Origin of the sequence: Streptacidiphilus sp. PB12-B1b (assembly GCF_014084125.1) — a bacterium.
Lineage (GTDB): Bacteria > Actinomycetota > Actinomycetes > Streptomycetales > Streptomycetaceae > Streptacidiphilus.
Window position 1 is genome coordinate 406,096 of the sequence record NZ_CP048405.1, and the last position, 21,905, is coordinate 428,000.

The window sequence follows — 21,905 nt, forward strand, 5'->3', positions numbered from 1 at the left end:
ATCCACGCAGCCGCCCCAACCCTCCCGCCGACCGATCCCCACCCACCCGGGCTCCATGCTGTTGCGGGCGATCGCCACCATCCGGAGCAGCCAGCTCATACAGACCACACCGCCTCCGCGTCTGAACCGAGAGAGCCTGATGCCCGCCCCCACCCCCCGGTCCAGCGCACCCGATCCCGCTCCGGGCCACCACAGCCTGCCCGCACTCCCAGGCAACGACCAAGAGTCACCATGACAGCGCGTGAACCCTTGGCATTGACCTTCACCGCCCTCGCCGACCACGCAGTACTGCCGCTGCTGCCCCTGTCAGTCCTACTGATCGCGGCCCTGCTCCTGTCCACCACACTGCGCCGACATCTCGGCCGCGGGACCGCCTTCGCAGCGGTCTGCTTCCTCCTGCCCCTGGCCGCCACCTACGCCGCGATCGTGTGCGGCGGGCACGTCCGCTGAGGAGCCCGTCCCGAAGCCACGAGGCGGGCAGTCGCTGTCCACCGCCAGTGCCGGACCTGGACGCACCGCCGAAGTGCCCTGAGCTCAAGCCAGGCGGATTCTGCGTACCCATGGGATCCGGCACCGGTGCCGACTCTCATTTGGTGACGGAATGTCACCTATTTTGCCAATAAATGGTGTGCTCAACCTGAGTGTCGATCTGGGGAAGGCGCACTGCCCGAGGACGCTTGAGGGATCCGGGGTGGACGTGTGCCTCTGTGTGCGGCGTTCGTTCACCGCACTCTGGGCGTTCAAGGGGATCACGTGGAGCCCGTCAGCACCGCACCGTACAGTCGGCCCGCAGACCGCACCGCGCAAGCCGTCGGATTGGCCGGTGGGTGGTTGGGCGGTCGCGCGACCGTCGCGGACATCCCGGCGGCAGTGGTGACGGCGCTGTTCAGTGTCCCGGAGAGCATGGCCTACGCCTCGATCGCGGGCTTCGGGCCGTTCGCCGGCCTGTGCGCGGGGATCGTGCCGACGATGGTGGGCTCTCTGCTGGCCCGTAGCGTGCTGATGGTCACCACCTTGACCAGCGCCATCGCCCTGACCTCGCGCGGTGTCTTCCTCCACGCCCGCCTCTCGCCCGCGGACCCGGCCAACGTGGCCGCGCTGACGCTGCTGGTCGGCGTCGCGATGGCCCTCTTCGCCCTGCTGCGCGTAGGCAGGGTGCTGCGGGCTGTCTCCCCGGCGGCGATGACCGGCTTCTCGGTGGGGATCGCCGTCCAGATCATCGCCGGGGCCCTGGGCGAGGCCACCGGTTACCGGGTGGAGCACCACAACCGGTTGCTGCGGATCGCAGGGTGGGCCAGCCACCCCGGCGCCTGGTCGGGCGCGGCGGCGACGGTGGCCGCGGCCACACTCGCGGTGTGGGCGACAGCGCACGCGCGACGACGAACGAAGCGGCTTGCGCTGCTGGTGGCTCTGGCGGCCGTCAGCGTGGGAGTGTGGGCGTTCTCGCTGCCGGTGCCGTTGGCTCGTTCGCTCGGCGCCGTTCCTGCGGCTCTGCCCGCACTGTCCCTGCCCGCGTGGGCCGTGATGCCCCGACTGCTGCCCGGGGCCTGTGCCGTGGCGCTGGTGGCACTCGCGCAAGCCGCCAGCATCTCCCCGGGGGCGCCGGACGCGACGAGCGGACCTCCCCGGGACGGTGGTCGCGACATCGTCGCCCAGGCGGCGGCCAACGTGGCCGGGGCCTTCTTCCAGGCACTTCCCGTCGGCGGCTCGCTCTCACGCACCGGCGTCAGCGTCGCGGCGGGAGCCGGCAGCCGCTGGGCAGGCGTCCTGTCCGGAGTCCTGATGGCCTTGATCGTCTCCACGCTGGGCGGCGCGACCGGACACATCCCCCTGCCCGCCATCGGCGCCCTGCTCATCATCATCGGCTTCGAACTCATCCGGGGACGCGCATCGCAGATCCGCGCCGTCTGGAGCCTGGGACCCGCGAACAGCGCCGTGATGGGGGCTACATTCCTGGCCACCACGGAACTTGCCCTGCCGCAAGCACTGCTGACCGGCCTGATCCTCTCGCTTGCACTCCGTCTGGCAGTCCGCTTCCGACGCACGCAAGCACCGACTGGTGTGGTCGACGCGGTGCCGCCGAGCTGATGCTGCGTTCCGGGCCGAAATCGACGGGCCCCGGTTCGGTCTTGCCGCCCCTGCCGGAGATCGTGGTGAGGCGTCGCGGCCAACCAGTCGTTGCCGAGTAGTCAAAGGCCCGCACGGACGAGTCCCATCGGACGCGGTGAGGATGTGCTGGCCTGGGTACTGATCTCGTTCCGATGGTGAGCCGTGATCACGGGCGGCCCCGCCGGACGCGATCGGCCCTCCTCAAACAGCACCCGCGCTGCAGCAGGCAGAGCAAGGGCCAGGCAGGCGGACATGACCGCCGCAGTGAGAACGACCGCAGCGTGGGGGCCCGGAGTGAGAGGGTCCCCCATCGCGGACCTGCGTACGCGGCTCCAGTCGCGGTGAGCCATCCCCGCCAACAGTCCGGCTGCCAAGATGCAGAGAATCCCAATAGCCGTCCGGGTAAGTCGATGCGGAAGGCCAGGAAGCGTGCAAAGGGCAGCGCCGCCCGCCATGAGAGCCAGACAGGTGCGGACCCAGGCAAGGAACGTGCGCTCGGCCGCCAGTACGTCCCTGCGCCCCGGGTCACCGGATGGCGCGGCACCCGGCCGACCGTCCGCTTCGGCGCTGCCCACCACGCCCACCGCCACATCCGTCTCCCACTCCTCCGAACACACCGCGCAAACACGCAACGTAGTCCAGGGCGCAGATCCGCGACGCTAGGTCACCTGACTCATCCTCCGAACGGGTGACACCAGGACATAGCAGACCCTGGACTTGCGCCAGCGGTCTGCATGGCCCGCAGCCGATCCCGAACGGCAGCCGAGGTGTCAGAGAAGCCGAACGGCAATGACAATGACCACCGGCCCTACGAGCGCCAAGAGCGCGAGCGCCAGGATCGCCTGAACGGGCATTCTGCTTCCCGCACTGCGCGCACCCTTCTGCCGAAGCCTCCAGAACCAGTAACCCGCTCCCGCTGCCCCCACTGCCAGAGCGATCAGGTAGTACACCACGGCGGCCCGAAGGCCGGGCGGGGCCACCCGCGGGAATTGCGCGACCGCTAGTGCGCCTGCCAGTAGGGCGAGGGACGTGCGGATCCAGGCCAGGAAGGTTCGTTCATTGCCAAAGTGCGTGAGATAGCCGGTGGCATCGTTGCTCCCCAAGTGGGGCGGAGGCCCCTGGGGGTCGCAGGCGTCATTCGTGTGCTCCTCGTCCGCCACGCGGGTGACCCTTCCTTAAGCATCTGCGGGCGCGTTCCGGCTCACGCCCGCCCGCTCCACTCCTGACTGCAGGGGCCCGAGCCGACCACCCACGCCCTGGTCCCGGTAGCCCTGGCCGCCACGCCATGGGCGCACTCCAGCCCGGACTGGTGCTCACCGCACTTGACGGCCGGCTTCGCCCTCGCCGCCACCCTGGCCCACCGCCTGCTGCCCTGGGCTGGGGCAGCGGCGGCACGGCTGCGGTCAGCTTCGGCTGTGCTCAACACGTCTACAGGCACACCTGACTCCCCGAGCCGATCACTCCGTGCACGTACGCAACGTAATCCAGGGGACGGATCGGCGATGCCAGGCCACGTGGTGCATGCCCCGAACGGGTGGCATGGACAGCTGGGCCCGCTTTCATAGGTGCTGATCCGGAGCGGTCAGGCCCCTTCGCTGCGGCGGCGGGCGAGCAGCAGGGACTGGGCGCTGGTTCCGGGCAAGGGATCGCGGCGGATGGCATCGGGACGGGGTATGGCGTGGAGGCGGTGGTAAGCCCCCGCGGGCACATCCGGCAACAGCCACGCTGCTTGGCGTAGCAGTGCCCAGTACGAAGCCGACACGGGGTTGGTGCGTCCCAGTTCGACGAGGCAGTCCAGGAGGTAGTCCGGGACGCACACGTCGAACTGGGCAAGCACCCCCTGCGGTGTGATGCCCCCGCTCGTGGCCGCGCCCTCGGGCAGGAGCTTCGCTGCGGCTCGCAGGATGTCCTTGGCGGTCAATGGGCGCGGATTCTGCCGCTTGTGTTGCTTGCGGGTGGTGGCCAACGGGGCTCCCTTCAGCTGCTGACGACCAAGTGTCCTACGGGCCTGCCGCCTGCGGAGCGTTTTCAGTCCCGCTCACGCGTTGGGCGCACGGCGCGGTGCAGGGACAGGGCGAGCAGGGCCGCGACCGCTGCGGGCAGCAGCCACCAGGCGTCGACTCCGACCTGGACCAGTCCCCAGGTGGCGGAAAGCGCGGCGGTGACGCCGACGGCGACACGCCAGTCATCGCCGATGACGAAGTCGTACCAGAACCGTGTGAATGAGCGAAGCCAGGTCATCACGAGGTGCCTTCCATCGGGATCCCGCCGGTCGAGGTGCTGGGAGGGAGGGGGGACGACCCGCGCCGCAGCAGCACGGTGCAGCCGGTGGCGAGCAGGGCGACGGCGGGGATCAGGGCCAGCAGGGTGGCGTCGGAGCCGGGCCAGTGGGCGCCGGTGCCCTCGACGGACCAGAAGGTCCCGAAGGAGGTGAGCATGACCCCGACGGCGAACTTCATGGTGTTCTCCGGGACTCTGGCCAGGGGTGCGCGCACGGCGAAGCCCACGCCGGTCACGGCGAGGACGGCCGCGGCGGCGCCGATGGCGGCCAGGGGGAGGTCGCGCTGATTGTTGCCGAAGGTGACCACGATGAACGCGACTTCGAGCCCCTCCAGGAAGACGCCCTTGGAGGCCAGGGTGAAGGCGTACCAGTCGCGGACCTGGCCCCGGCCACCGGCCTGGGCTTTGCCGGCGGCGGCGACCTGTTTGGTGTAGGCGGTGGTCTCGTCGTGCAGGGCCTTGTGGCCCGAGGCGCGCAGGATCGCCTTGCGCAGCCATTGCAGGCCGAAGACCAGCAGCAGCGCGCCGACGACCAGTCTCAGCGTCCCCAGTGGGATCAGGCCGATCGCCGGTCCCAGGGCGGCGACGGTTGCGGCCAGGGCGAGCAGGGCGGCGACGGTGCCCTGCAGGGCGGAGCCCCAGTGGCGGCTGGTGCCGGCGGCCAGCACGATCGTCAGGGCCTCGACGGCTTCCACCGTGCAGGCCAGGAACACCGTCAGGAGCAGGACCAGGTCGCTCATGCGGTGCGCTCCGCCAGGGGATGCGGTTGGCGGTGGGTCACGGGTCCTGCGTTGCCGGGCCTGCGTTCTGGTGGTCGGCGGCTGTGGGTCATCAGGCTCCGGCGATCTTGAGGAGGAGGTGGAAGTCGTGGGCGGCGGCGAACGCGCACAGGCCGCTGGCGGCCACCGCACAGGTGGTCGCGGCGAACGGGACCAGTGACCAGTCCAGCGGCGGGACAAAGCGGCGGGGCAGGGGCGGGGCGAGCAGGGCCGCGACGCGGCGCGGGACCGGCCCGGCCCGGTGCAGGGGGTCGCGCCGCAGGCCCAGCAGGCCAAGCGCTGCGACCGGGAGGCGTCGGCGGTCGGGGCTGCGCCTGGTGGCCAGGGCGGCTTTGCCGACCGCGCGGGCGACTTGGCGGCGGTCGCCGCAGGCGTGGGCGGCGTTCTCGTCGGCCCACCGCTCGATGGTGTAGGCGACGGCGGTGGCCAGGGGGCGCAGGATCGGGTTGGCGGCGGCGGCCAGGTGGGCGGCGGCGAGGAAGGCGTAGTGGTGGCCGTCCAGGTGGGCGCGTTCGTGGGCGAGCATGGCGTCGCGGTCGGCGTGGTCCAGGGCGTTGAGCATGCCGGTCGAGACCACGATCCGCCCCGGCAGGCCCGGCAGGGCGTAGGCGTCGGGCGCGGGGTCGTCGACGATGACGAGCTGGTCGATGCCCGGCAGGCAGGCGGCCTGGGTACCGGCGGCGATCAGGGCCCGGACCCGGCGCCAAAGCAGGCGTCCGGCCGCGTAGGCGGCGGCGCACAGCAGCAGGGCAGCGGGGGCGGCCTCGACCCAGGTGACGGGGTCGCCCGCGCGCACGGTGGCCGCGGACCAGTGCCCGGCCCAGGCAGCCAGGGACAGGCGGATCAGCCCTGCCCCGGCCAGGATGCCGAGAGCGGCCGTACTGAGCGCAGCCAACGCGAGCGCGGCGGTGGTCAGCAGCCAGGTGGCCGCACGCGGCTCCAGACGGCGGGCGAGCGGCCGGGCCGCGAGCGCGGCGGGCACCGGCAGCAGCAGCGGAAAGTAGGGCAGCAGGTGCAGCACCGTCACCTTCAGGTCACCGGCCTTCGGGCAGGTCGGCGCCGAGGAGTTGGCGCAGGAGCTGCTCGTCGCCGGCGGGCAGGTCTTCGACGAAGCGCGAGAGCACGGCCTGGCGGTCGGGGTCCGACTCCAGGACCTGGCGCATGCGCCGGGCAGTCAGCCCGTGGCCGTCCGCGACCGGGGTGTAGGTGTAGGCGCGGCCCTGCTTGGTGCGGGACAGCAGGCCCTTGTCGTGCATCCGCGACAGCACGGTGACCACCGTGCTGTAGGACAGTGCGCCCCCCAGCTGTTCCAGGACCTGGCCGGGGGTGAGGGCTTCGCGGCTGATCTGGAGCAGGGCCAGGACCTCGCCCTCCAGGCCGCCGACCGGCCTGCGCTCACCCGCGACACCCGAGACGTCGTCGGTATTCACTGGTTGGCTGCCTTCCGTTCATCGTCTACAGTCCTATAGAACTTCTACATCGCTGTAGAAGTAGAGTGTGCCACACCCCAGGGTTGGCGCACGCCGATCCCGAGTTCCTGTCCCACGGCACGCCTGGCGCCTGAACTTCTACATAGTTGTAGATGTTACCGCGCCGTGCGGGTGCCCTGTGCGGCAGGCCCCAGCGAGTCTGAGAGATCCCGCCTGATGACAGTCCACCCCGCGGTCCAGCTGGCGTTCAACGGCTCGGGCATCGACGGTTCCTGGTTCACGAGCGTCACCGACTTCGCCCGCGACACCAAGTGGCTCAACACCCCTGTGGCGCTGTGGACCAACGCCGGGCTGGGCGTGTTCGCGGTGCTCATGCTGATGGGCTGGTGGCGTGCGCGTCGCCGCGACACCCGGGCGATGACCCTGGCGCTGGGGGCCCCGGTTGCCGTAGTGGTCGCGTTCGCGGTAGCCGAGGTGACCAAGAAGCTGGTCGCGGAGGTGCGGCCGTGCTACTCGCTGCCGCACGACTACTTCGTTGCCTCCTGTCCCGCGCCAAGCGACTACGCATTCCCCAGCGGCCACACCACCGTCGCTGCCGGAACCGTCGCCGCCCTGTTCCTGCTGGACCGGCGCCTTTCCGCTATCGCGGCTGCCTTCGCCTTTTTGGAGGGCTTGACCCGGGTCTACGTGGGCGCCCACTACCCCCACGACGTCATCGGCGCCGCCCTGATCGCCCTGCCCGTCGCCTTCGTCTCCAGCCTGGTCCTGGGCCGAATCGCCGTACCGCTGGTCGCGCGCCTGCGCACCGGCGTTCTGGAACCCGTGCTGACCGCCACCCCGGCGGCCCACGCAGCACGCTGACCAGGACCACGCGATGACTCCGCCACCGCCGCTGCCCGGCGTGCTAGGTGACCTGGCCCCGCTGCTCGACCACTGGGGATACCTGGCGGTCGCCTTCCTGGTCTTCGTCGAGGACTTCGGCGTTCCCGTGCCGGGCGAGACCGTGATGATCGCCGCCGCCGTCTACGCCGGCACCGGACGGCTGAACATCGTCGCGGTCGCCGCCATCGCGATGATCGCGGCGATACTGGGGGACAACGTCGGCTATGCGATCGGCCGCTTCGGCGGGCACAGCCTGATCGAGCGTTACGGCCGCTACGTCCTGCTCACTCCTGCCCGGATCGCCAAGGCCGAGGCGTTCTTCACCCGCCACGGCGGCAAGGTGGTCGTGGCCGCCCGGTTCATCGAGGGTCTGCGCCAGGCCAACGGCATCATCGCGGGCCTTGCCGAGATGCCCTGGCGCCGGTTCCTGGCGTTCAACGCCCTGGGCGCCGTCCTGTGGGTCGGTGCCTGGGTCACCGTCGGCGACCTGGCCGGACAGCACCTGAACACCCTTTACCTCGCCATTCAGCGCTACGAGCTCTACTTCCTTGCCGCAGTCGCTGTGGCGGCCGTCGCCCTGACCGCCCGCGGCCTGCGCCGCCGCCGCACCCACGCCGGCCCGGGTGAAGGCGGCCAGGACACCCCCGTGAACCCTCCGCGTTCCTGACCGGAAGAATGGAGTCCTTGTGCAGCACTTCATCGCCAGCTACGGCGTCATAGCCGTGTTCCTGCTGATGACCGCGGAGTCCGCGTGCATCCCCATCCCCTCCGAACTGGTCATGCTCTTCGGCGGGGCCCTGTCGGCCGGAGCCGTGCCCGGCGCGCATCCCGCCCTGGTGTGGGTCTTCGCGGCCGGCGTCGCGGGCAACCTGACTGGCAGCTTCCTGGCCTGGGCCGTAGGCCGCTACGCGGGGCCGGCCGCCGTGCGCCGTTTCGGCCGCTACGTGTGGCTGCGCGAACACGACCTGGACCGCGCACAGGACTGGTTCGCCCGCCACGGCGCAGCTTCGGTATTCCTGGGCCGCATGCTCCCTGTCGTGCGCACCTTCATCTCGCTGCCCGCCGGGATCGCCGCGATGCCCCCACTGAGGTTCGGCTTCTACACCGCCGCTGGCTGCGTCCCGTTCATCGGCATCCTGGCGTCGGTCGGCAGCGCCGTCGGCACGCACTGGCAGACCATCGCCGACGACTTCCACGGCCCCACCTACGCTATCGCCGCCCTCCTGGCGGCCGCCCTCGCCTGCGCCACAGTCCTGCACACCCGCCGTCACCGCAACCAGCCCCGCCACGCCGCACCTACCACCGGCTCCCGCCAATGACGGGGGCCAGGAGGCAAGGTGGACCGCAGAGCCCTTCAACCGGGAGCGAACTCCGGGACCCGGAGGCGGCCTGGCCAGGCGTGCGCCGCCGCGATACGCGCCGTGCCGCGGAACCGCTGGGCGTCGCCCCGAACGGGGCCCGCACCGCAGCGATACGCGCCGGACAACTGCTCGTCCTGGCCCTGATCACCACACCGATCGCCCTGCTCCTGGCCGGCCTCTGCCTCGGCTTGGTCGCTGTGCTGTTCACCCTGCTCGGCGGGTGACAGTGCTGCGGCTGCAGGCATATCCGAAGTCGTCCGCTGTCTGGGACCTCATGCTTACCGGCCAGTTCGGGGTGTTCGCGTCGTCGGCGCAACACGGCGTGGACCAGTTGGGCGACGCGGATCTGCGTCAGGGGAAGGGGCTTGCTGGGCGGCTGCCCCAGGTTCGGCTTGCTGAAGAAGTCTCCCGTGTTCGCTCCGGGCGGGTTCGGGAGGGCTCCGGTCGGCACGGGGAGGTTGCTGCCCATGCGACCCGCCTCCTGTGTTGAGCTGAATGGAGGGCAGGGCTGCGCGAGGCGGGGGCACCGCGTCGGGGGTGGCGGAGCCCTATCGTGTCCGGACGAGCCCACAAGCGCGTCATTCCCGCTGCTGGCCTACCTCGGCGGGGGCCTTGCGTGCCCTGGAGCTCACGGCAGCGCTCTGGGTCGTCAAGGGCCTGTCGACCGCGATGGGTGAGGCGACCTCAGACTACCTCGTCAACGCATGGCCCCGCAGCTCGCGTTCCTGCTGGTTTCGCTGGTTTCGTGGTCGCGCTGTCCCTGGAGTTCAAGGCGGCCCGCTACACGGCGTGGACGTATTGGTTCGCCGGGGTCATGGTCGGCGTCTTCGGGACGATGTGCGCTGACGTCGTCGGTGCTCTTGGGCCACTTGAACATCGGAGGGCGGCGTCTCGACTGCTGGGCTCGGTGGCAGCCGAGACGCTGTGGGGTGGGTCAGCCGATGCTGGCGAGGGTGAAGGTGTCCGTAGCTGTGCCGGCGACGTAGAAGGGCTTGCCGAGCACGACCTGGCCCACGGAGTTGAAGGTGGCGTCCATGACCCGGTACGGCGTGTCGCCGACCTGGTTGGTCGGCTCGAAGGCGTACTGGTTCGCGGCGGCGTTGACGGGCGGCAGGGTCCACATCTGCCCGGTGCTCTCGGGTGTCGTGTGCAGGCAGTCGCTCTGGCGGATGCCGAAGCGGAACTGGGCCAGGCACAGGCCGCTGGCCGCGTTGACCACGTTGTAGGTACCGGACGCCTGACCGGCGACGGGCTGGAAGGTGAACTGCTGCTCGGTGGCGCCCGAGCACGTCGAGCCGACCAGGTTGGTGTTGATGTTCGTAGTCCCGCCCGGCACGTCGACGCAGGAGTGGGTGGCAGCCGAGTAGATGGTGCTGGTGAAGGTCGTCGCCAGAGCGGTGTCTGCCCTGGCACCGTGCGACGGGGCGGCGCTGGCCGAAGGCGTGGCGAACAGCAGCAGGGCGCCGACTGCGGTCAGCGTCGCGGTCAGGGATCGCTGGTTCATGGATCTCCTCGTGCGTTGTTCGGCAGAAGCGGGAGGGCGATCATGGAAGTCGTCCGGGGTGCTGTGCGATTGGCTGCATCTGCTCCGTGCACCGCCTCATCGCCTCCCTGATGGCATGAGCACGTCGAATTCTAGTGTCTGCCGCAAGAGGGTCCAGACCGCAGGAATCTCTTTCGGCGCATCGGCCGCGTGGCTTGATTCGCCGCCCGGGCGGGCAGCGTCTGCTGCCTTTCCACGCACGGCTGGTGACGTCGGGCCAGGTGGCGCGGGTTGCCGCTGGATAGCGGTGTCGCTCGGGGGTGGTGGGGTGGTGTGTGCGCTCCGCGGATGGGGTTCGTCATGTCGTGTGCTTCCAGTCCAGGGTTGTCCCGTCGGGGTGGTGGCGGGCCGGCATGGCCTGCGGTGCGTTCGTGGGGCCGGTGGGTGTTGCGGTGGGTCTCGAACTTGTGCAGGGCGTGGCGTAGGTGCGGCCCGTTTCAGGATGGGGCGGGGTGAGACATTGGCACCCGCCGGGTCCGGCGGAGGAGACACGGTTCGGGACGGTCGGCCCCTCCTGCGACGGGTGAGCACAGGGGCAGCAGCGCTGGTGCTCGCGGCTGGGCTCGGTGGCACCCGATCAGGCCGATCCCACCGCCTTGGTGTTGACGCCTCGGTCACGGTCGGAATGCCTGCGCGCGCTCCGCTGGCAGCGGAGTACATGGTGCTGGAGAAAGTGCGTCCCGACCCGCGCTCAGGCGGCCGGAGCTGATCTGGGACGGTGTTTCCGGTTCCCATGGCATCGGCGGCGCTAGGGCGGCGACCGGGCAGCGGAAAATGATTGAAGATTCATTATCTCTCATCGTCCTGTCTGGCAGGGGCGAGGCTGCTCCTGGTGTCGCTTCGATGACAGTCGAATTAAATGTGGCCTGGAGTGTTGCGAACTGTTTCGGTGGACATCTGCCCCATGGTGCTGGTTCACCTGGAAGGCGGAAAAGTGACATCGGCCTCCGGACGGGCGGCTTGCCAGCTGCGCTTTCGGTGCGACCTGAGGCGCGCGGCTCGGGCGTCTTCTCCTGGGGCTGGCCGATAGTCGTCCGTGGATGAATGTCAACCCCCTGCTGGTGGGGGCTGTTCGTTGCTGCGGCGAGGTTCGTGTGCCCTGTGGTCCGGATGCTGTTGCGCGGGCAGGCGGACCCGCTCTTCCTGCTGCACCACTGCGTCCTGGCATTGTGGAACTCGCGACACCTGCGGCGTGCGGGGAGGAAGCAAGATTCTTTGTCCTCCGTGTCGGCTATGGCCTGCCATCTTTATCGGTTCTTAGTATTCGTCGAGGTTGGTGCTCTCAGAAAATTCTTGACCTGATCATGCCAATCCTGCTTTGCTCGTTCTGGCCGGCTCCCCAGCCGCGTGGTCGGATTGCGGAATCTGGACGGCGCGCAGAGGTGCTCAGAACTGCCCTCCAGTATGGGGCTGTTCTGTGTCGCTCGGCTGTCGTTCTCATTGCACGGCAGGAAACAGGGAAAGCCTTTCAGCGGAGCGGGTGGAGATCTCCTTGACAGAGATGCACGAGCCTTTCCGGTCCCAGGGAGTCGCCGTGGTGCACGGCGGGCCGGTCATCGGCCTTGCTGCTGCGCGGCGTGGTCCTATGTGTGCGTCTTGTGGACTGTGCAGGGGCGAGCTCTTTCGCGCCTGAGCGGTGGTAGTTGGCGCGTGAGCGGTGTCGGCCGCTTTGGCTGCTTGGGGCCACGGCCCCATCACCTGGGCTGGTCACCCGGCCCGGACCGGCTGCTCCCGGTGACCTGCCCCTGCTGAGCCGGTTGAGCACTGAGTGATTCCCCCACACGCGAGGAGCAGATCATGGCGACACAAGCGGAGTTCGGGCCTCTGACCCGGGCCAGAGGAACGGTCCTGTCCGGCGGCGTGACGGGCAGGCTGCATCGGGCGGCGGTGGTGCGGATCGGCTTCGGGCTGGTCTGGGCGATCGACGCGTCGTTCAAGTGGCTGCCGGGTTTTTTGCGTGGCCAGACCATCTCTGACGAGCTCGGCCAGGGCAGCGCGGTCCACACTCCGGTGATCCACCAGTGGATTCAGATGTGGCACGGCATCGCCACCACCTCGCCCGGGACGTTCGCCGTGGGGACCGCCGTGATCGAGACCCTGATCGCGTTGGGACTGGTCTTCGGGGCCTTCAGCAACCTGGTCTTCATCGGCAGCGCCGTCTACTCGCTCGGCATCTGGTCCTCTGCCGAGGCGTTCGGGCTGCCCTGGAACACCCCGGGCATCACCGATGTGGGCCCCTCGGTCGCCTACATCTTCGCGTCTCTCGCGCTGATGCACGCCTACGCGGGCTCCACCTGGAGCCTCGACACCCGCCTGCGTCCCCGCCTCGGCCGCCTCGCCTGGCTGGCCGGACCCACGCCCGAGGAGATCCAGCAGCGTACCGCCCACCCCGCCCCCACATCGGCGGTCTGAGGAATACGGTCCACAGCTGTGCCTATAGGTATCCGGCGACCGGGCCGCCGGCAGGCGGCCCGGTCGCCGCGCTGTCCCGCAGCGATGCTGCCCCGGTGGTCGCCTACTCTGGCGCCATGCAGAAGACGGGCGTGGACGCCGTGAGGGTTCGGGTGCTGGTGGTCGAGGACGACCCGGGGATCGCCAGGTCGCTGGTGCGCGGGCTGGAGCGGGCCGGTTACCTGGCGCGGAGCGTCGACACCGGCCGGGCGGCACTGGCCGTCGAGCCGGCCCCGGACCTGGTGCTGCTGGACCTGGGCCTGCCGGACCTGGACGGTGTCGAGGTCTGCCGGCTGCTGCGGCGGCGTTCGGACCTGGCCGTGATCGTGGTGACCGCGCGGGGCGAGGAGGGCGACCGAGTCTCGGCCCTGGACGAGGGCGCGGACGACTACCTGGTCAAACCGTTCGGCCTCGCCGAACTCCTCGCCCGGGTCCGCGCGGTCCTGCGACGGACCCGCCCGCAGATCACCGAGCTGATGCAGCACGGACCCCTCTCGGTGGACCCGAGGACCCGCAAGGTCACCGTCAACGAGCAGGAAGTCGTGCTGACCGCGAAGGAGTTCGACATCCTGGAGTGCCTGGCGGTGGACCCGGGACGGGTGGTGACCAGGCAAGAGATCCTGGAACGCGCCTGGGACGCCCACTGGTACGGCCCCACCAAGGTCCTGGACGTCCACATGGCGGCCCTGCGCCGCAAACTGGGCGTCCCGGGGCTGGTGGAGACGGTCTACGGCCGCGGCTTCCGGCTCAGCGACCCGGCGGAGTCCCCGTGACCCGGCGGATCGCACTGACCGTGCTCGCCCTGGTCACCGTGCTCCTGACCCTGGCAGTGGTACCGCTCGGGGTACTGCTCACCGACCGCGAGCAGACCTCGTTCCGCGCCTCAGCGCAGGCGGACGCCCAGCAGCTGGCCGCCGCCGCCGAGGAGAACCTGTCCGACCACCGGTCCGACACCTCGATGCTGCAACTCCTGGCGGCGGCCCAGGCCCGCGGCGACTGCGCGGCGGTCTACGACTCCGCCTCCCGCCTGGTCGCACGGACCCCCTGCGACGACGCCACCGGCGGTAGTGCCCCGGCCCTGGTCACCGCCACGCTGGCCCATCCGCAGACCAGCGCCAGGCAGGCGGGGGAGCGGCTCACCGTCGCGACACCGGTCGGCGACATCCAGGACATCTCCGGAGTCACCGTCCTGGTCCGGTCCGCCGACCCGCTGAACGACCGGATCTGGGCGGTGTGGGGCTGGCTCGCGCTGATCGCGGTGGCCGCGCTGCTCGCGGGGACCTTCGTGTCCGTCCGGCTCGCCCGCTGGGTCGGCAGCCCCCTGCACACCCTCGACCAGGCCGCGCAGCACCTGGGCGAGGGCGCGCTGGAGGTCCGCGCACCCGCCGGGCAGGGCCCGCAGGAGGTCCGCCGGCTGGCGGCGACCTTCAACACCATGGCCGGACGCACCGAAGCGCTCGTCCACGGTCACCGCACCGTCCTGGCCGATGTCTCGCACCAGCTGCGGACGCCGCTGGCCGCACTGCGGCTGCGGCTGGACCTGCTGGCGGCCGACGTCGACGGGGACGCGGCGCAGGAGCTCGCGGGGGCGCAGGAGGAGATCGCCCGGCTGTCGCGGCTGGTGGACGGGCTGCTGGCGGTCGCCAGGGCGGAGGGCGCGGTACCGCGCCCGGTCGCGGTCCGGGTGGACCAGGTGGTGGCCGAGCGGCTGGCCGCCTGGGAACCGGTCGCAGCCGAGCGCCAGGTGTCGCTGTCCGCGCGCGGCGGCGAGGGGCTCACGGTGCTCCTGGGCGCCGGTGACCTGGAGCAGGTGCTGGACAACCTCGTGGCCAACGCCCTCGACGCGGTGCCCGAGGGCGGCACGGTGCGGATCCGGGCCGAGGCGGGCTCGGGGCTGGCCGGGCAGGCGGCGGTGGAACTGCGGGTGGTCGACAACGGTCCTGGGATGAGCGTGCGGGCGCGGGAGTCGGCGTTCCGCCGCTTCGGCAATCCGGAAGCGGGCGGCACCGGCCTGGGGCTGGCGATCGTGCACCGGCTGGTCACCGCGAACGGTGGCACGGCCCGTCTGGAGGACAGCGCGGGCGGTGGCTTGACCGTGGTCCTGGACCTCCCACGGCGGCCGCGTGGCCAGGGTCGCGGCAGCGGTCAGCAGCCGCCGACCGGTGAGTCGCCGACCCCACGGTGAAGCTCACGATCAGACCGGCGAAGGCGAGGAACGCTGCCGTACCGGCGCGTGCGCCCGCGCCCGCGCCTTGGTCTTTTCGGATCCTGGATCTGCTCTGAGCTGGTCTTTCTTCGGGCTTTACGGGTTCCGAAGGATTTCTGAACGGGTTCCCGACCCCTCGTCCCGGAGGCTGTAGACCGGACGCGTTTCGGGCGTGTCCGCCGGGCCGCCGCACCACCGGACGGTGCAGCGGCTCTGGTTCACCGACGCGCGAGGAGCTCCACGATGCCCCACACCGATCGGGTCCACGACGCTGCCTCGGCTCGTCGGCGTGACAGGGGACTGCGACGGGTCAAGCTGACCACCATCGCCATAGCCGCGACCGCCGCCGCCGGGTCCGTCGTGCTGGGTGCCGGTTACGCCTCGGCCCTGCCCGGATCTTCCCCAGCAAGTACTCCGGCGCCCCATGCCGCTGCCGCGCAGCCCTCGCGCACCCCCTCGAACGACAGCACGCCCGCGCACAGCCCGGCACCGAAGACAGCGCCCAAGGCCGCTCCGAGTACGGCGCCGAAGGCCGCGCCGTCGAGTGCGCCGAGCACCGCGCTGCAACCGCCGACGCAGGCCCCGGCGGCGGCCCCGACCACGCAGGCACCACAGCCCGCGCAGGCCACCTCGGGCGGATCGTGACCGCCCTGGCCGGACCGGCGGCCGCGCCGGTCCGACTGGTCTTCCCGGCCCTGGGCACCACGGCGGTGCTGCTGGTCGAGGACCCCGCCGCGCTGGAGCCGGCGCGCGCGGTGCTGGTGGCCGAGCTGGCCGCGATCGACGCCGCGTGCAGCCGGTTCCGCCCGGACTCGGAACTCTCGCGCGCCAACGCCGCTGCGGGCGTCCCGGTGACCGTCGGCCCGCTCTTCGCCGAGGCACTGGACGCCGCCCTGCGGGCCGCCGAGCTCACCGACGGCGTGGTCGACCCCACGGTCGGCCCCTCCCTGGTCGCGCTCGGCTACGACCGGACATTCGCTTCAGTGCGCCCGGAGGAGGTCGCCCCGATCAGTCCGGTGCCGGCCGGCGGCTGGCGCGGCGTCGAATGGGACGCGCGGACGCGTCGGCTGCGGCTGCCCGCCGGAACCGGCCTGGACCTGGGCGCCACCGCCAAGGCCCTGGCCGCCGACCGGGCCGCCGACCTGGCCGCTCGCGCGGCCGGATGCGGGGTGCTGGTCAGCCTCGGCGGCGACCTGTCCATCGCCGGAGCGGTGCCCGACCAGGGCTGGCAGGTGAAGATCGCCGACCACCACGCCGCCCCGCCCACCGCCCCCGGACCGGTGGTGACGCTGCGGACCGGCGGCCTGGCGACCTCCGGCACCACCGTCCGCGCCTGGCGGCGCGGCGACCGGGCCCTGCACCACATCGTCGACCCGTCCACCGGGGACGTCCCCGCGCCGGTCTGGCGCACGGTCAGCGTCGCCGCCGCGAACTGCGTGGACGCGAACACCGCCAGCACCGCCGCGATCGTCCTCGGCGAACGGGCACCCGCCTGGCTCAGCGCCGCCGCACTGCCCGCGCGCCTGGTCCGCACCGATGGAACCGTGGTCACCATGAGCGGCTGGCCGACCGAAGGCGACCCCCGATGAGCACCAGCACCGTGATCCAGCTCGCCGCCGGCCCGAGCCCGCTGTGGTACACCACCCGGGCCAGCGGCACCGTCGCGCTGGTACTGCTCACCGCCACCGTCGTGCTCGGCATCGCGGGTGGCGGCCAACTGGCGCCCAAGCGGATCGCCCGGTTCGAGGTCAGCACGCTGCACCGCAACCTGTCGCTGCTGACCCTGGTGTTCCTGGCGCTGCACATCACCACCGCGATCGCCGACACCTTCGTGAGTCTGACCTGGTGGGACGCGGTGGTGCCGTTCGCCGCCTCGTACCGGCCGCTGTGGGTCGGCCTCGGCGCCCTCGCGTTCGACCTGCTGCTCGCGGTCCTGCTCACCAGCGCGGTACGGCTGCGGCTGGGCGTGCGGCGCTGGAAGGCGGTGCACTGGCTGGCGTACGCGGCCTGGCCGCTGGCGGTCTTCCACGGCGCGGGCACCGGCACCGACACCCGGCTCTCGCTGCAACTCGCCCTCAACGCTCTCTGTGTGGCCGCAGTCGTGGTCGCCGTGTGGTGGCGGCTCCACCGGCTGGGTCCGGAACACCGCACCGCCAAGCTGTGGGCGGGCGCGGCCAGCGTGCTCGTCCCGGTGGTGCTGGTGGTGTTCCTGGCGGCGGGCCCGCTCAAGGCCGGATGGGCGCAGCGTGCCGACGGCAGCCGCACTCCGGCCGCCGTCTCGACGGCTACTACCGACCGAACGGAGGCCGCCTCATGAGCGCGACCCAGGCCACCACCCCGCACTCCCCGGCCGCCGACGGCCCCATGGGCCCGTACGGCAGTCGGCTGCTCGATGGCTGGTTCAGCACCGGCAGCCCCGCCGATCTCGACCAGCACCTGCACCGCTACGGCCCGCCCCCGCTGCCCCGCAGCCGCCAGGGCGGAGTGCTGATCCGCGCGGTGGAGGAGGCCGGGCTGACCGGTCGCGGCGGCGCGGCCTTCCCCACCGGACGCAAGCTGCGCACCGTCGCCGAGGGACGCGGCACCGCCGTGGTGGTGGCGAACGGCATGGAGAGCGAACCGGCCAGCCGCAAGGACCAGCTGCTGCTGCACCTCGCCCCGCACCTGGTCCTGGACGGCATGACCCTCGCCGCCGCGGCCGTCGGCGCCGACGAGATCCACCTGTGCCTGCCCCGCAGCCGCGACAACCAGCGGCAGGCGCTCACTGCTGCCCTGGTTGCCCGCCGCCGCGCCGGTCTTGACCCGGTACCGGTCCGGATCCACACGCTGCCGCACCACTACGTCTCCAGCGAGGAGACCTCCCTGGTGAACTGGATCAACGGCGGCGACGCCCGGCCGCTGGCCACCCCGCCGCGCCCGTTCGAGAAGGGCGTGGCCGGTCGCCCGACGTTGATCGACAACGTCGAGACCCTGGCCCACCTGGCCCTGATCGCCCGCTACGGACCCGGCTGGTACCGCAGCACCGGCGCTGCCGACGCACCCGGCACCACTCTGGTCACCGTCACCGGAACGGTCCACAATCCGGGTGTCTACGAGATCCCGCTGGGCACACCGATCGGCCAGGTCCTGGGCACGGCCGGAGGACCCGCCCAGCCACTGGGCGCGGTCCTGGTGGGCGGCTTCTTCGGCAGCTGGCTGACCGCCGCCGACGCCGCCCGGACGCCGTTCAGCAAGCCCGGCCTGGCCGCCGCCGGTGCCGGACCCGGCGCCGGTGTGCTGATCGCCCTCGCCGAGGGCGCCTGCGGGCTGGCCGAGACCGCCGACGTGCTGCGCTACCTCGCCGCCCAGAGCGCCCGCCAGTGCGGCCCCTGCCGCTTCGGGCTGCCCGCCGTCGCCGAGGACTTCGCCACCCTTGCTTGGGGCGGCGCGGACCGCGAGCTGATGGACCGGTTGCACCGCCGCGTCGGCCTGCTGCCCGGGCGCGGTGCCTGCCGCCACCCCGACGGAGCTGCCCGCCTGGCCGCCACCGCGCTGCAGGTCTTCGCCGACGACGTCCGCCACCACCAGTACGGTCGGCCCTGTGCCGCCGCGAATGAACCGGCCACCGTCACCGTGCCCAACCTGCCGGCACCGGAACAGGAGGGGTGGCGATGAGCGGCCACACGCTCGGCATCGACCGCATCGCCTGCCAAGGACGCGGCCTGTGCGCCGAACTCCTGCCCGAACGCATCGACCTGGACGAATGGGGATACCCCGTCATACCTGACCAAACCATCCCAGGGCCTCTGCTCACCCATGCCAGACGCGCCGTCGCCGGATGCCCCGTCCTCGCCCTGCGCCTGGAACGCTCCCGTCCCTGACGCGGAGCAGGTACGAGTCGCTTCCCTGAACCGCTTCTTAGGAACGATGGGGCCAGACTGCTCCCTGCACGGCTGCACGGCACCAGTGAAAGGACCCCTCCATGCCCCTGACCGGCAGTGACGCGGCAGATCCCCGCACCCAGGACCTTCCCGTGCCCGCGTCGGACAGTGGACCGGAGGGCAACGAGCGGCTCACCGCGAGCACCGGAGGGGTGCTCCTGGTGCTGTTCGCCGCCGAGGGCGTCACCATCCTTTCGCTGAGCCGACTGCTGACCTGGCACTACTTCTTCGGGTTCATGCTCATCGGGCCGGTCCTACTCAAACTCGGCTCCACCCTCTACCGCTTCACCCGCTACTACAGCGGCGCCCCCGACTATCGGCGCAAGGGCCCGCCAATGCCGCTGCTGCGGGTCCTGGGCCCGTTCGTGGTGATCACCAGCGTCACCGTCATCGGCACCGGCGTCGCTCTGGGACTCCTGGGCACGGACGACAAGATCGGGCCCTTCCCGCTGCTGCTCCTGCACAAGGCGAGCTTCGTCGCCTGGGCCGCCGTCATGACTGTTCATGTCCTGGCCTACGTCTGGCGACTGCCCCGGCTGATCGGCGCCGACCTGAGCCGCCGCCCCGCCCGCCACGGCGAGCCCCAGCCCGGGCGGGCCGGGGCCCGTTGGTCCCTGCTCGCCGGGTCCCTCGCCATCGGCTTGACCATCGCCCTGCTGGGCACACCCCTGGCGTCCAAATGGCGCGGAGCCGACCACCACGGCCACCACCGCGTCCACGTCGGAGCCCAGCACCAGGCCGGCTGAACCGCATCCGCAGGTTCTCCTCACCCGCCGCCTACCCCCAGCGCAGCACACTGAGGGTAGGAACACCGGGATGCCCGCCATGCGGCGGGAGGCACGGATGTGGGGACGACCATGGTGAATCCACGAGCCCGCGCACGCGACGAGGGCCTGGCCCGAACAGCCTCCTGGACCCGACGCACCGCCGCCGCAGCAGGGCTGCTCTGCGCAGCCCTCGCCACGTTCTTCGCCCATGCCCTGCCCGGACAGGCCGCAGCGCCGAGCACGTCGCCCTCGGGAGCCTCGGGGACTTCGGGGGACTCGGGTCACGGACAGCACGGCTCCCACGGCCAGGTCCAGAGCCCCGCGCAGCCCCCTGCACCGGGATCGGGAACGGGCCAGGCCGTCTCCGGAGCCTCGTGAAGCCGGCACACGGCAACCCCCTACGGGACTTGTTGCCGCTCTGCGGCGAGCACGGTCGGCGGCGGTGATGAGGATCAGCACCGGCAGGCGGGATCCAGCCCGGTGCCGGCCGTCCACCTTCGCCCTGCTTCGACGGTGCGCTCAAGGGACGGAACCGCCGTGTTGGCCGACCTGGTGAGACGAGCGTGGAAGAGACTGCGAACGGTGGACGTCGAGGCGGTGCTCTTCTTCGCCGCGTCGGCCTATGTCCTGTGGCTCTGGTCGACCTGGCCCTCCTGAGGAACACCCACTGCCGACATCGACGAGGGCCGCCGGCCCTGTGACCTCAGTGTTAGGTGCGAGAGGAGAAGGTGGCGCCACCACTTCCCCGCACCATGATGGAAGGCTGCTGATGCCAGCAGTGAGCATGTCCGCGCACGAGCGGGCCAGGCACCGCGCGGCCCCGCCTCCGCCGCCCTCCCCACTGTCGGCGACGGGATCGCCCCGTTCGCTGGCGCTGCTCCTGGTGATCTGCGCCGGAGTACTGCCGGTGCTGTTCATCTGGTGGCAGAACACCATCGCCGGATCGCTGGACAGCCCGTCCGCCTGCCTCATCGCGGCCGGGAGCATAGCCGGGCTGCTGGCGGCGTACCTGCTGCTGGTGCTGGTCGCGCTGATGGCACGGGTACCGTGGCTGGAGAACCGGGTCGGCTCGGACGTGATCGCCCGCTACCACCGCTCGCTGGGCGAGTACACCGTCATCCTGGTCTGCGCCCACGCGCTGCTGCTCACCGTCGGCTACGCCTGGCAGGGCGGGACGAACCCGGTCTCCGAGAGCGTCACCCTGCTGTTCGACTACACCGACGTATGGCTGTCGACGATCGCGCTGGCACTGCTGCTGCTGGTCGGCGTGGTCTCCGCGCGCGCGGTGCGCCGGAAGCTGTCGTACGAGTCCTGGTACCACGTCCACCTGCTGGTGTACGCGGCGATCGGGCTGGCCTTCGCGCACGAGTTCGCGGTCGGCACCGAGTTCTCCGCCTCGTTGCGCAACCGGCTGCTGTGGTCGGCCGCGCACCTCGTGGTCGGCGCCGCCGTCCTGCTGTTCCGGGTGCTGCTGCCGCTGTGGCGTTCACTGCGGTACCGGGTGCGGGTCGCCCGGGTCGTCAGCGAGGGCCCGGGCGTCGTCTCGCTGCACCTGACCGGCCGGAACCTGGACCGGCTGGACGCCGAGGCGGGGCAGTTCCTGCGCTGGCGCTTCCTGGCCCGGGGGCACTGGTGGCAGTCCCACCCGTACTCGCTGTCCGCCGCGCCCTCCGCGGACGGCCTGCGGATCACCGTCAAGGACCTCGGGGACGCCAGCTCCTCCCTCGCCCGGCTGGCCCCCGGCACCCGGGTCTGGTTCGAGGGCCCGTACGGGGCCTTCACCGCCCGCCGCCGCTCCCCCGCCCGACGCGTGCTGCTGATCGCCGGGGGCGCGGGCATCACCCCGCTCCGGGCGCTGTACGAGTCGCTGCCCGGACGCGGATCGGACCTGGTGCTGATCTACCGCGCCTCCCGAGCCGAGGACCTGGTGCTCTACCGGGAGCTGGAAGCTATCGCCCGCCGACGTGGCCTGGGCCTGTTCGCCCGCGTCGGCCCACGCGGACACCCGGACCAGGACCCGCTGCGCGGCAGCGAACTGCGCGCGATGGTCCCGGACGTGGCCGACCGCGACGTCTACCTCTGCGGCCCGGCCGGGATGACCCGCACGGTCAGCGCCCACCTGCGCGCCGCCGGAGTACCCAAGCAGCGGCTCCACATCGAGGCGTTCGAACTCTAGG

24 protein-coding genes are annotated in these 21,905 nt (G+C 71.4%); 16 read left to right on the forward strand and 8 right to left on the reverse strand.

Annotated elements, in window-relative coordinates; all coding sequences use genetic code 11:
* The first annotated feature begins 231 nt into the window (after positions 1–231).
* Complete coding sequence (locus tag GXW83_RS01830; protein WP_182441120.1) at positions 232–450, forward strand: hypothetical protein; 219 nt, start codon at positions 232–234, stop codon at positions 448–450.
* A gap of 303 nt (positions 451–753) precedes the next feature.
* Positions 754–2,088, forward strand: a complete 1,335-nt coding sequence (locus tag GXW83_RS01835) for a SulP family inorganic anion transporter (protein WP_182441121.1) — start codon at positions 754–756, stop codon at positions 2,086–2,088.
* Positions 2,089–2,189: 101 nt separating this feature from the next.
* Here the strand turns inward: GXW83_RS01835 and GXW83_RS35215 are convergent, their stop codons facing one another.
* The 7 genes from GXW83_RS35215 to GXW83_RS01870 all read right to left on the reverse strand — a co-directional run bounded on the left by GXW83_RS35215 (position 2,190) and on the right by GXW83_RS01870 (position 6,598).
* Positions 2,190–2,726, reverse strand: a complete 537-nt coding sequence (locus GXW83_RS35215; RefSeq protein WP_370466533.1) for a YidH family protein — start codon at positions 2,724–2,726, stop codon at positions 2,190–2,192.
* 153 nt (positions 2,727–2,879) lie between these two features.
* Positions 2,880–3,269 (reverse strand): DUF202 domain-containing protein, encoded by a 390-nt coding sequence (locus GXW83_RS01845; protein ID WP_225446687.1) that lies wholly within the window; start codon positions 3,267–3,269, stop codon positions 2,880–2,882.
* A 422-nt stretch (positions 3,270–3,691) separates the two neighbouring features.
* Positions 3,692–4,075 carry a hypothetical protein gene (locus GXW83_RS01850; RefSeq protein ID WP_182441122.1) on the reverse strand — a complete coding sequence of 128 codons (384 nt, stop codon included), beginning with the start codon at positions 4,073–4,075 and terminating at the stop codon, positions 3,692–3,694.
* A gap of 62 nt (positions 4,076–4,137) precedes the next feature.
* Positions 4,138–4,350, reverse strand: a complete 213-nt coding sequence (locus GXW83_RS01855; RefSeq protein ID WP_225446688.1) for a hypothetical protein — start codon at positions 4,348–4,350, stop codon at positions 4,138–4,140.
* Complete coding sequence (locus GXW83_RS01860) at positions 4,350–5,129, reverse strand: COG4280 domain-containing protein (RefSeq protein ID WP_182441124.1); 780 nt, start codon at positions 5,127–5,129, stop codon at positions 4,350–4,352. Before GXW83_RS01860 ends, GXW83_RS01855 begins: the two co-directional genes overlap by 1 nt.
* A 91-nt stretch (positions 5,130–5,220) precedes the next feature.
* Positions 5,221–6,195 (reverse strand): M56 family metallopeptidase, encoded by a 975-nt coding sequence (locus GXW83_RS01865; RefSeq protein WP_182441125.1) that lies wholly within the window; start codon positions 6,193–6,195, stop codon positions 5,221–5,223.
* A gap of 7 nt (positions 6,196–6,202) precedes the next feature.
* Entirely contained in the window at positions 6,203–6,598 is a 396-nt protein-coding gene (locus tag GXW83_RS01870; RefSeq protein ID WP_225446689.1) for a BlaI/MecI/CopY family transcriptional regulator, read from the reverse strand.
* A gap of 216 nt (positions 6,599–6,814) precedes the next feature.
* Here GXW83_RS01870 and GXW83_RS01875 point away from each other — a divergent pair, with 216 nt between their 5' ends.
* From GXW83_RS01875 to GXW83_RS01890, 4 genes are all read left to right on the forward strand, one after another.
* Entirely contained in the window at positions 6,815–7,459 is a 645-nt protein-coding gene (locus GXW83_RS01875; protein WP_182441126.1) for a phosphatase PAP2 family protein, read from the forward strand.
* A 13-nt stretch (positions 7,460–7,472) separates the two neighbouring features.
* Complete coding sequence (locus GXW83_RS01880) at positions 7,473–8,147, forward strand: DedA family protein (protein WP_182441127.1); 675 nt, start codon at positions 7,473–7,475, stop codon at positions 8,145–8,147.
* A gap of 19 nt (positions 8,148–8,166) precedes the next feature.
* A complete protein-coding gene (locus tag GXW83_RS01885; protein WP_182441128.1) occupies positions 8,167–8,799 on the forward strand; it encodes a DedA family protein in 633 nt (210 codons plus the stop codon).
* Between the two features lie 80 nt (positions 8,800–8,879).
* Positions 8,880–9,065 (forward strand): hypothetical protein, encoded by a 186-nt coding sequence (locus tag GXW83_RS01890; RefSeq protein ID WP_182441129.1) that lies wholly within the window; start codon positions 8,880–8,882, stop codon positions 9,063–9,065.
* A gap of 710 nt (positions 9,066–9,775) precedes the next feature.
* Here the strand turns inward: GXW83_RS01890 and GXW83_RS01895 are convergent.
* Positions 9,776–10,345: an RICIN domain-containing protein gene (locus GXW83_RS01895; protein ID WP_182441130.1), complete on the reverse strand. Its 570-nt coding sequence runs from the start codon at positions 10,343–10,345 to the stop codon at positions 9,776–9,778.
* A 1,836-nt stretch (positions 10,346–12,181) separates the two neighbouring features.
* On the opposite strand from GXW83_RS01895, the gene GXW83_RS01900 reads away from it, so the two are divergent.
* From GXW83_RS01900 to GXW83_RS01945, 10 genes are all read left to right on the forward strand, one after another.
* On the forward strand, positions 12,182–12,796 hold the full coding sequence (locus GXW83_RS01900; RefSeq protein ID WP_182441131.1) for a hypothetical protein: 615 nt from the start codon (positions 12,182–12,184) through the stop codon (positions 12,794–12,796).
* 95 nt (positions 12,797–12,891) lie between these two features.
* On the forward strand, positions 12,892–13,608 hold the full coding sequence (locus GXW83_RS01905; RefSeq protein WP_370466534.1) for a response regulator transcription factor: 717 nt from the start codon (positions 12,892–12,894) through the stop codon (positions 13,606–13,608).
* Positions 13,605–15,020 (forward strand): HAMP domain-containing sensor histidine kinase, encoded by a 1,416-nt coding sequence (locus GXW83_RS01910; protein ID WP_182441132.1) that lies wholly within the window; start codon positions 13,605–13,607, stop codon positions 15,018–15,020. Before GXW83_RS01905 ends, GXW83_RS01910 begins: the two co-directional genes overlap by 4 nt.
* 264 nt (positions 15,021–15,284) lie before the next feature.
* The gene (locus tag GXW83_RS01915) at positions 15,285–15,686 is read left to right on the forward strand and encodes a hypothetical protein (RefSeq protein ID WP_182441133.1); all 402 of its coding nucleotides are present in this window, start codon (positions 15,285–15,287) and stop codon (positions 15,684–15,686) included.
* On the forward strand, positions 15,683–16,630 hold the full coding sequence (locus GXW83_RS01920; protein WP_225446690.1) for an FAD:protein FMN transferase: 948 nt from the start codon (positions 15,683–15,685) through the stop codon (positions 16,628–16,630). Before GXW83_RS01915 ends, GXW83_RS01920 begins: the two co-directional genes overlap by 4 nt.
* Complete coding sequence (locus GXW83_RS01925; protein WP_182441134.1) at positions 16,627–17,358, forward strand: ferric reductase-like transmembrane domain-containing protein; 732 nt, start codon at positions 16,627–16,629, stop codon at positions 17,356–17,358. The genes GXW83_RS01920 and GXW83_RS01925 overlap by 4 nt, the downstream gene beginning before the upstream one ends.
* Complete coding sequence (locus GXW83_RS01930) at positions 17,355–18,695, forward strand: NADH-ubiquinone oxidoreductase-F iron-sulfur binding region domain-containing protein (RefSeq protein ID WP_182441135.1); 1,341 nt, start codon at positions 17,355–17,357, stop codon at positions 18,693–18,695. The genes GXW83_RS01925 and GXW83_RS01930 overlap by 4 nt, the downstream gene beginning before the upstream one ends.
* The gene (locus GXW83_RS01935; RefSeq protein WP_182441136.1) at positions 18,692–18,901 is read left to right on the forward strand and encodes a ferredoxin; all 210 of its coding nucleotides are present in this window, start codon (positions 18,692–18,694) and stop codon (positions 18,899–18,901) included. Before GXW83_RS01930 ends, GXW83_RS01935 begins: the two co-directional genes overlap by 4 nt.
* Before the next feature lie 101 nt (positions 18,902–19,002).
* Positions 19,003–19,707, forward strand: coding sequence for a hypothetical protein (locus GXW83_RS01940; protein ID WP_182441137.1), 705 nt, complete (start codon positions 19,003–19,005; stop codon positions 19,705–19,707).
* A 790-nt stretch (positions 19,708–20,497) separates the two neighbouring features.
* Complete coding sequence (locus tag GXW83_RS01945) at positions 20,498–21,904, forward strand: ferric reductase-like transmembrane domain-containing protein (protein ID WP_225446691.1); 1,407 nt, start codon at positions 20,498–20,500, stop codon at positions 21,902–21,904.
* Position 21,905 lies beyond the last annotated feature (1 nt).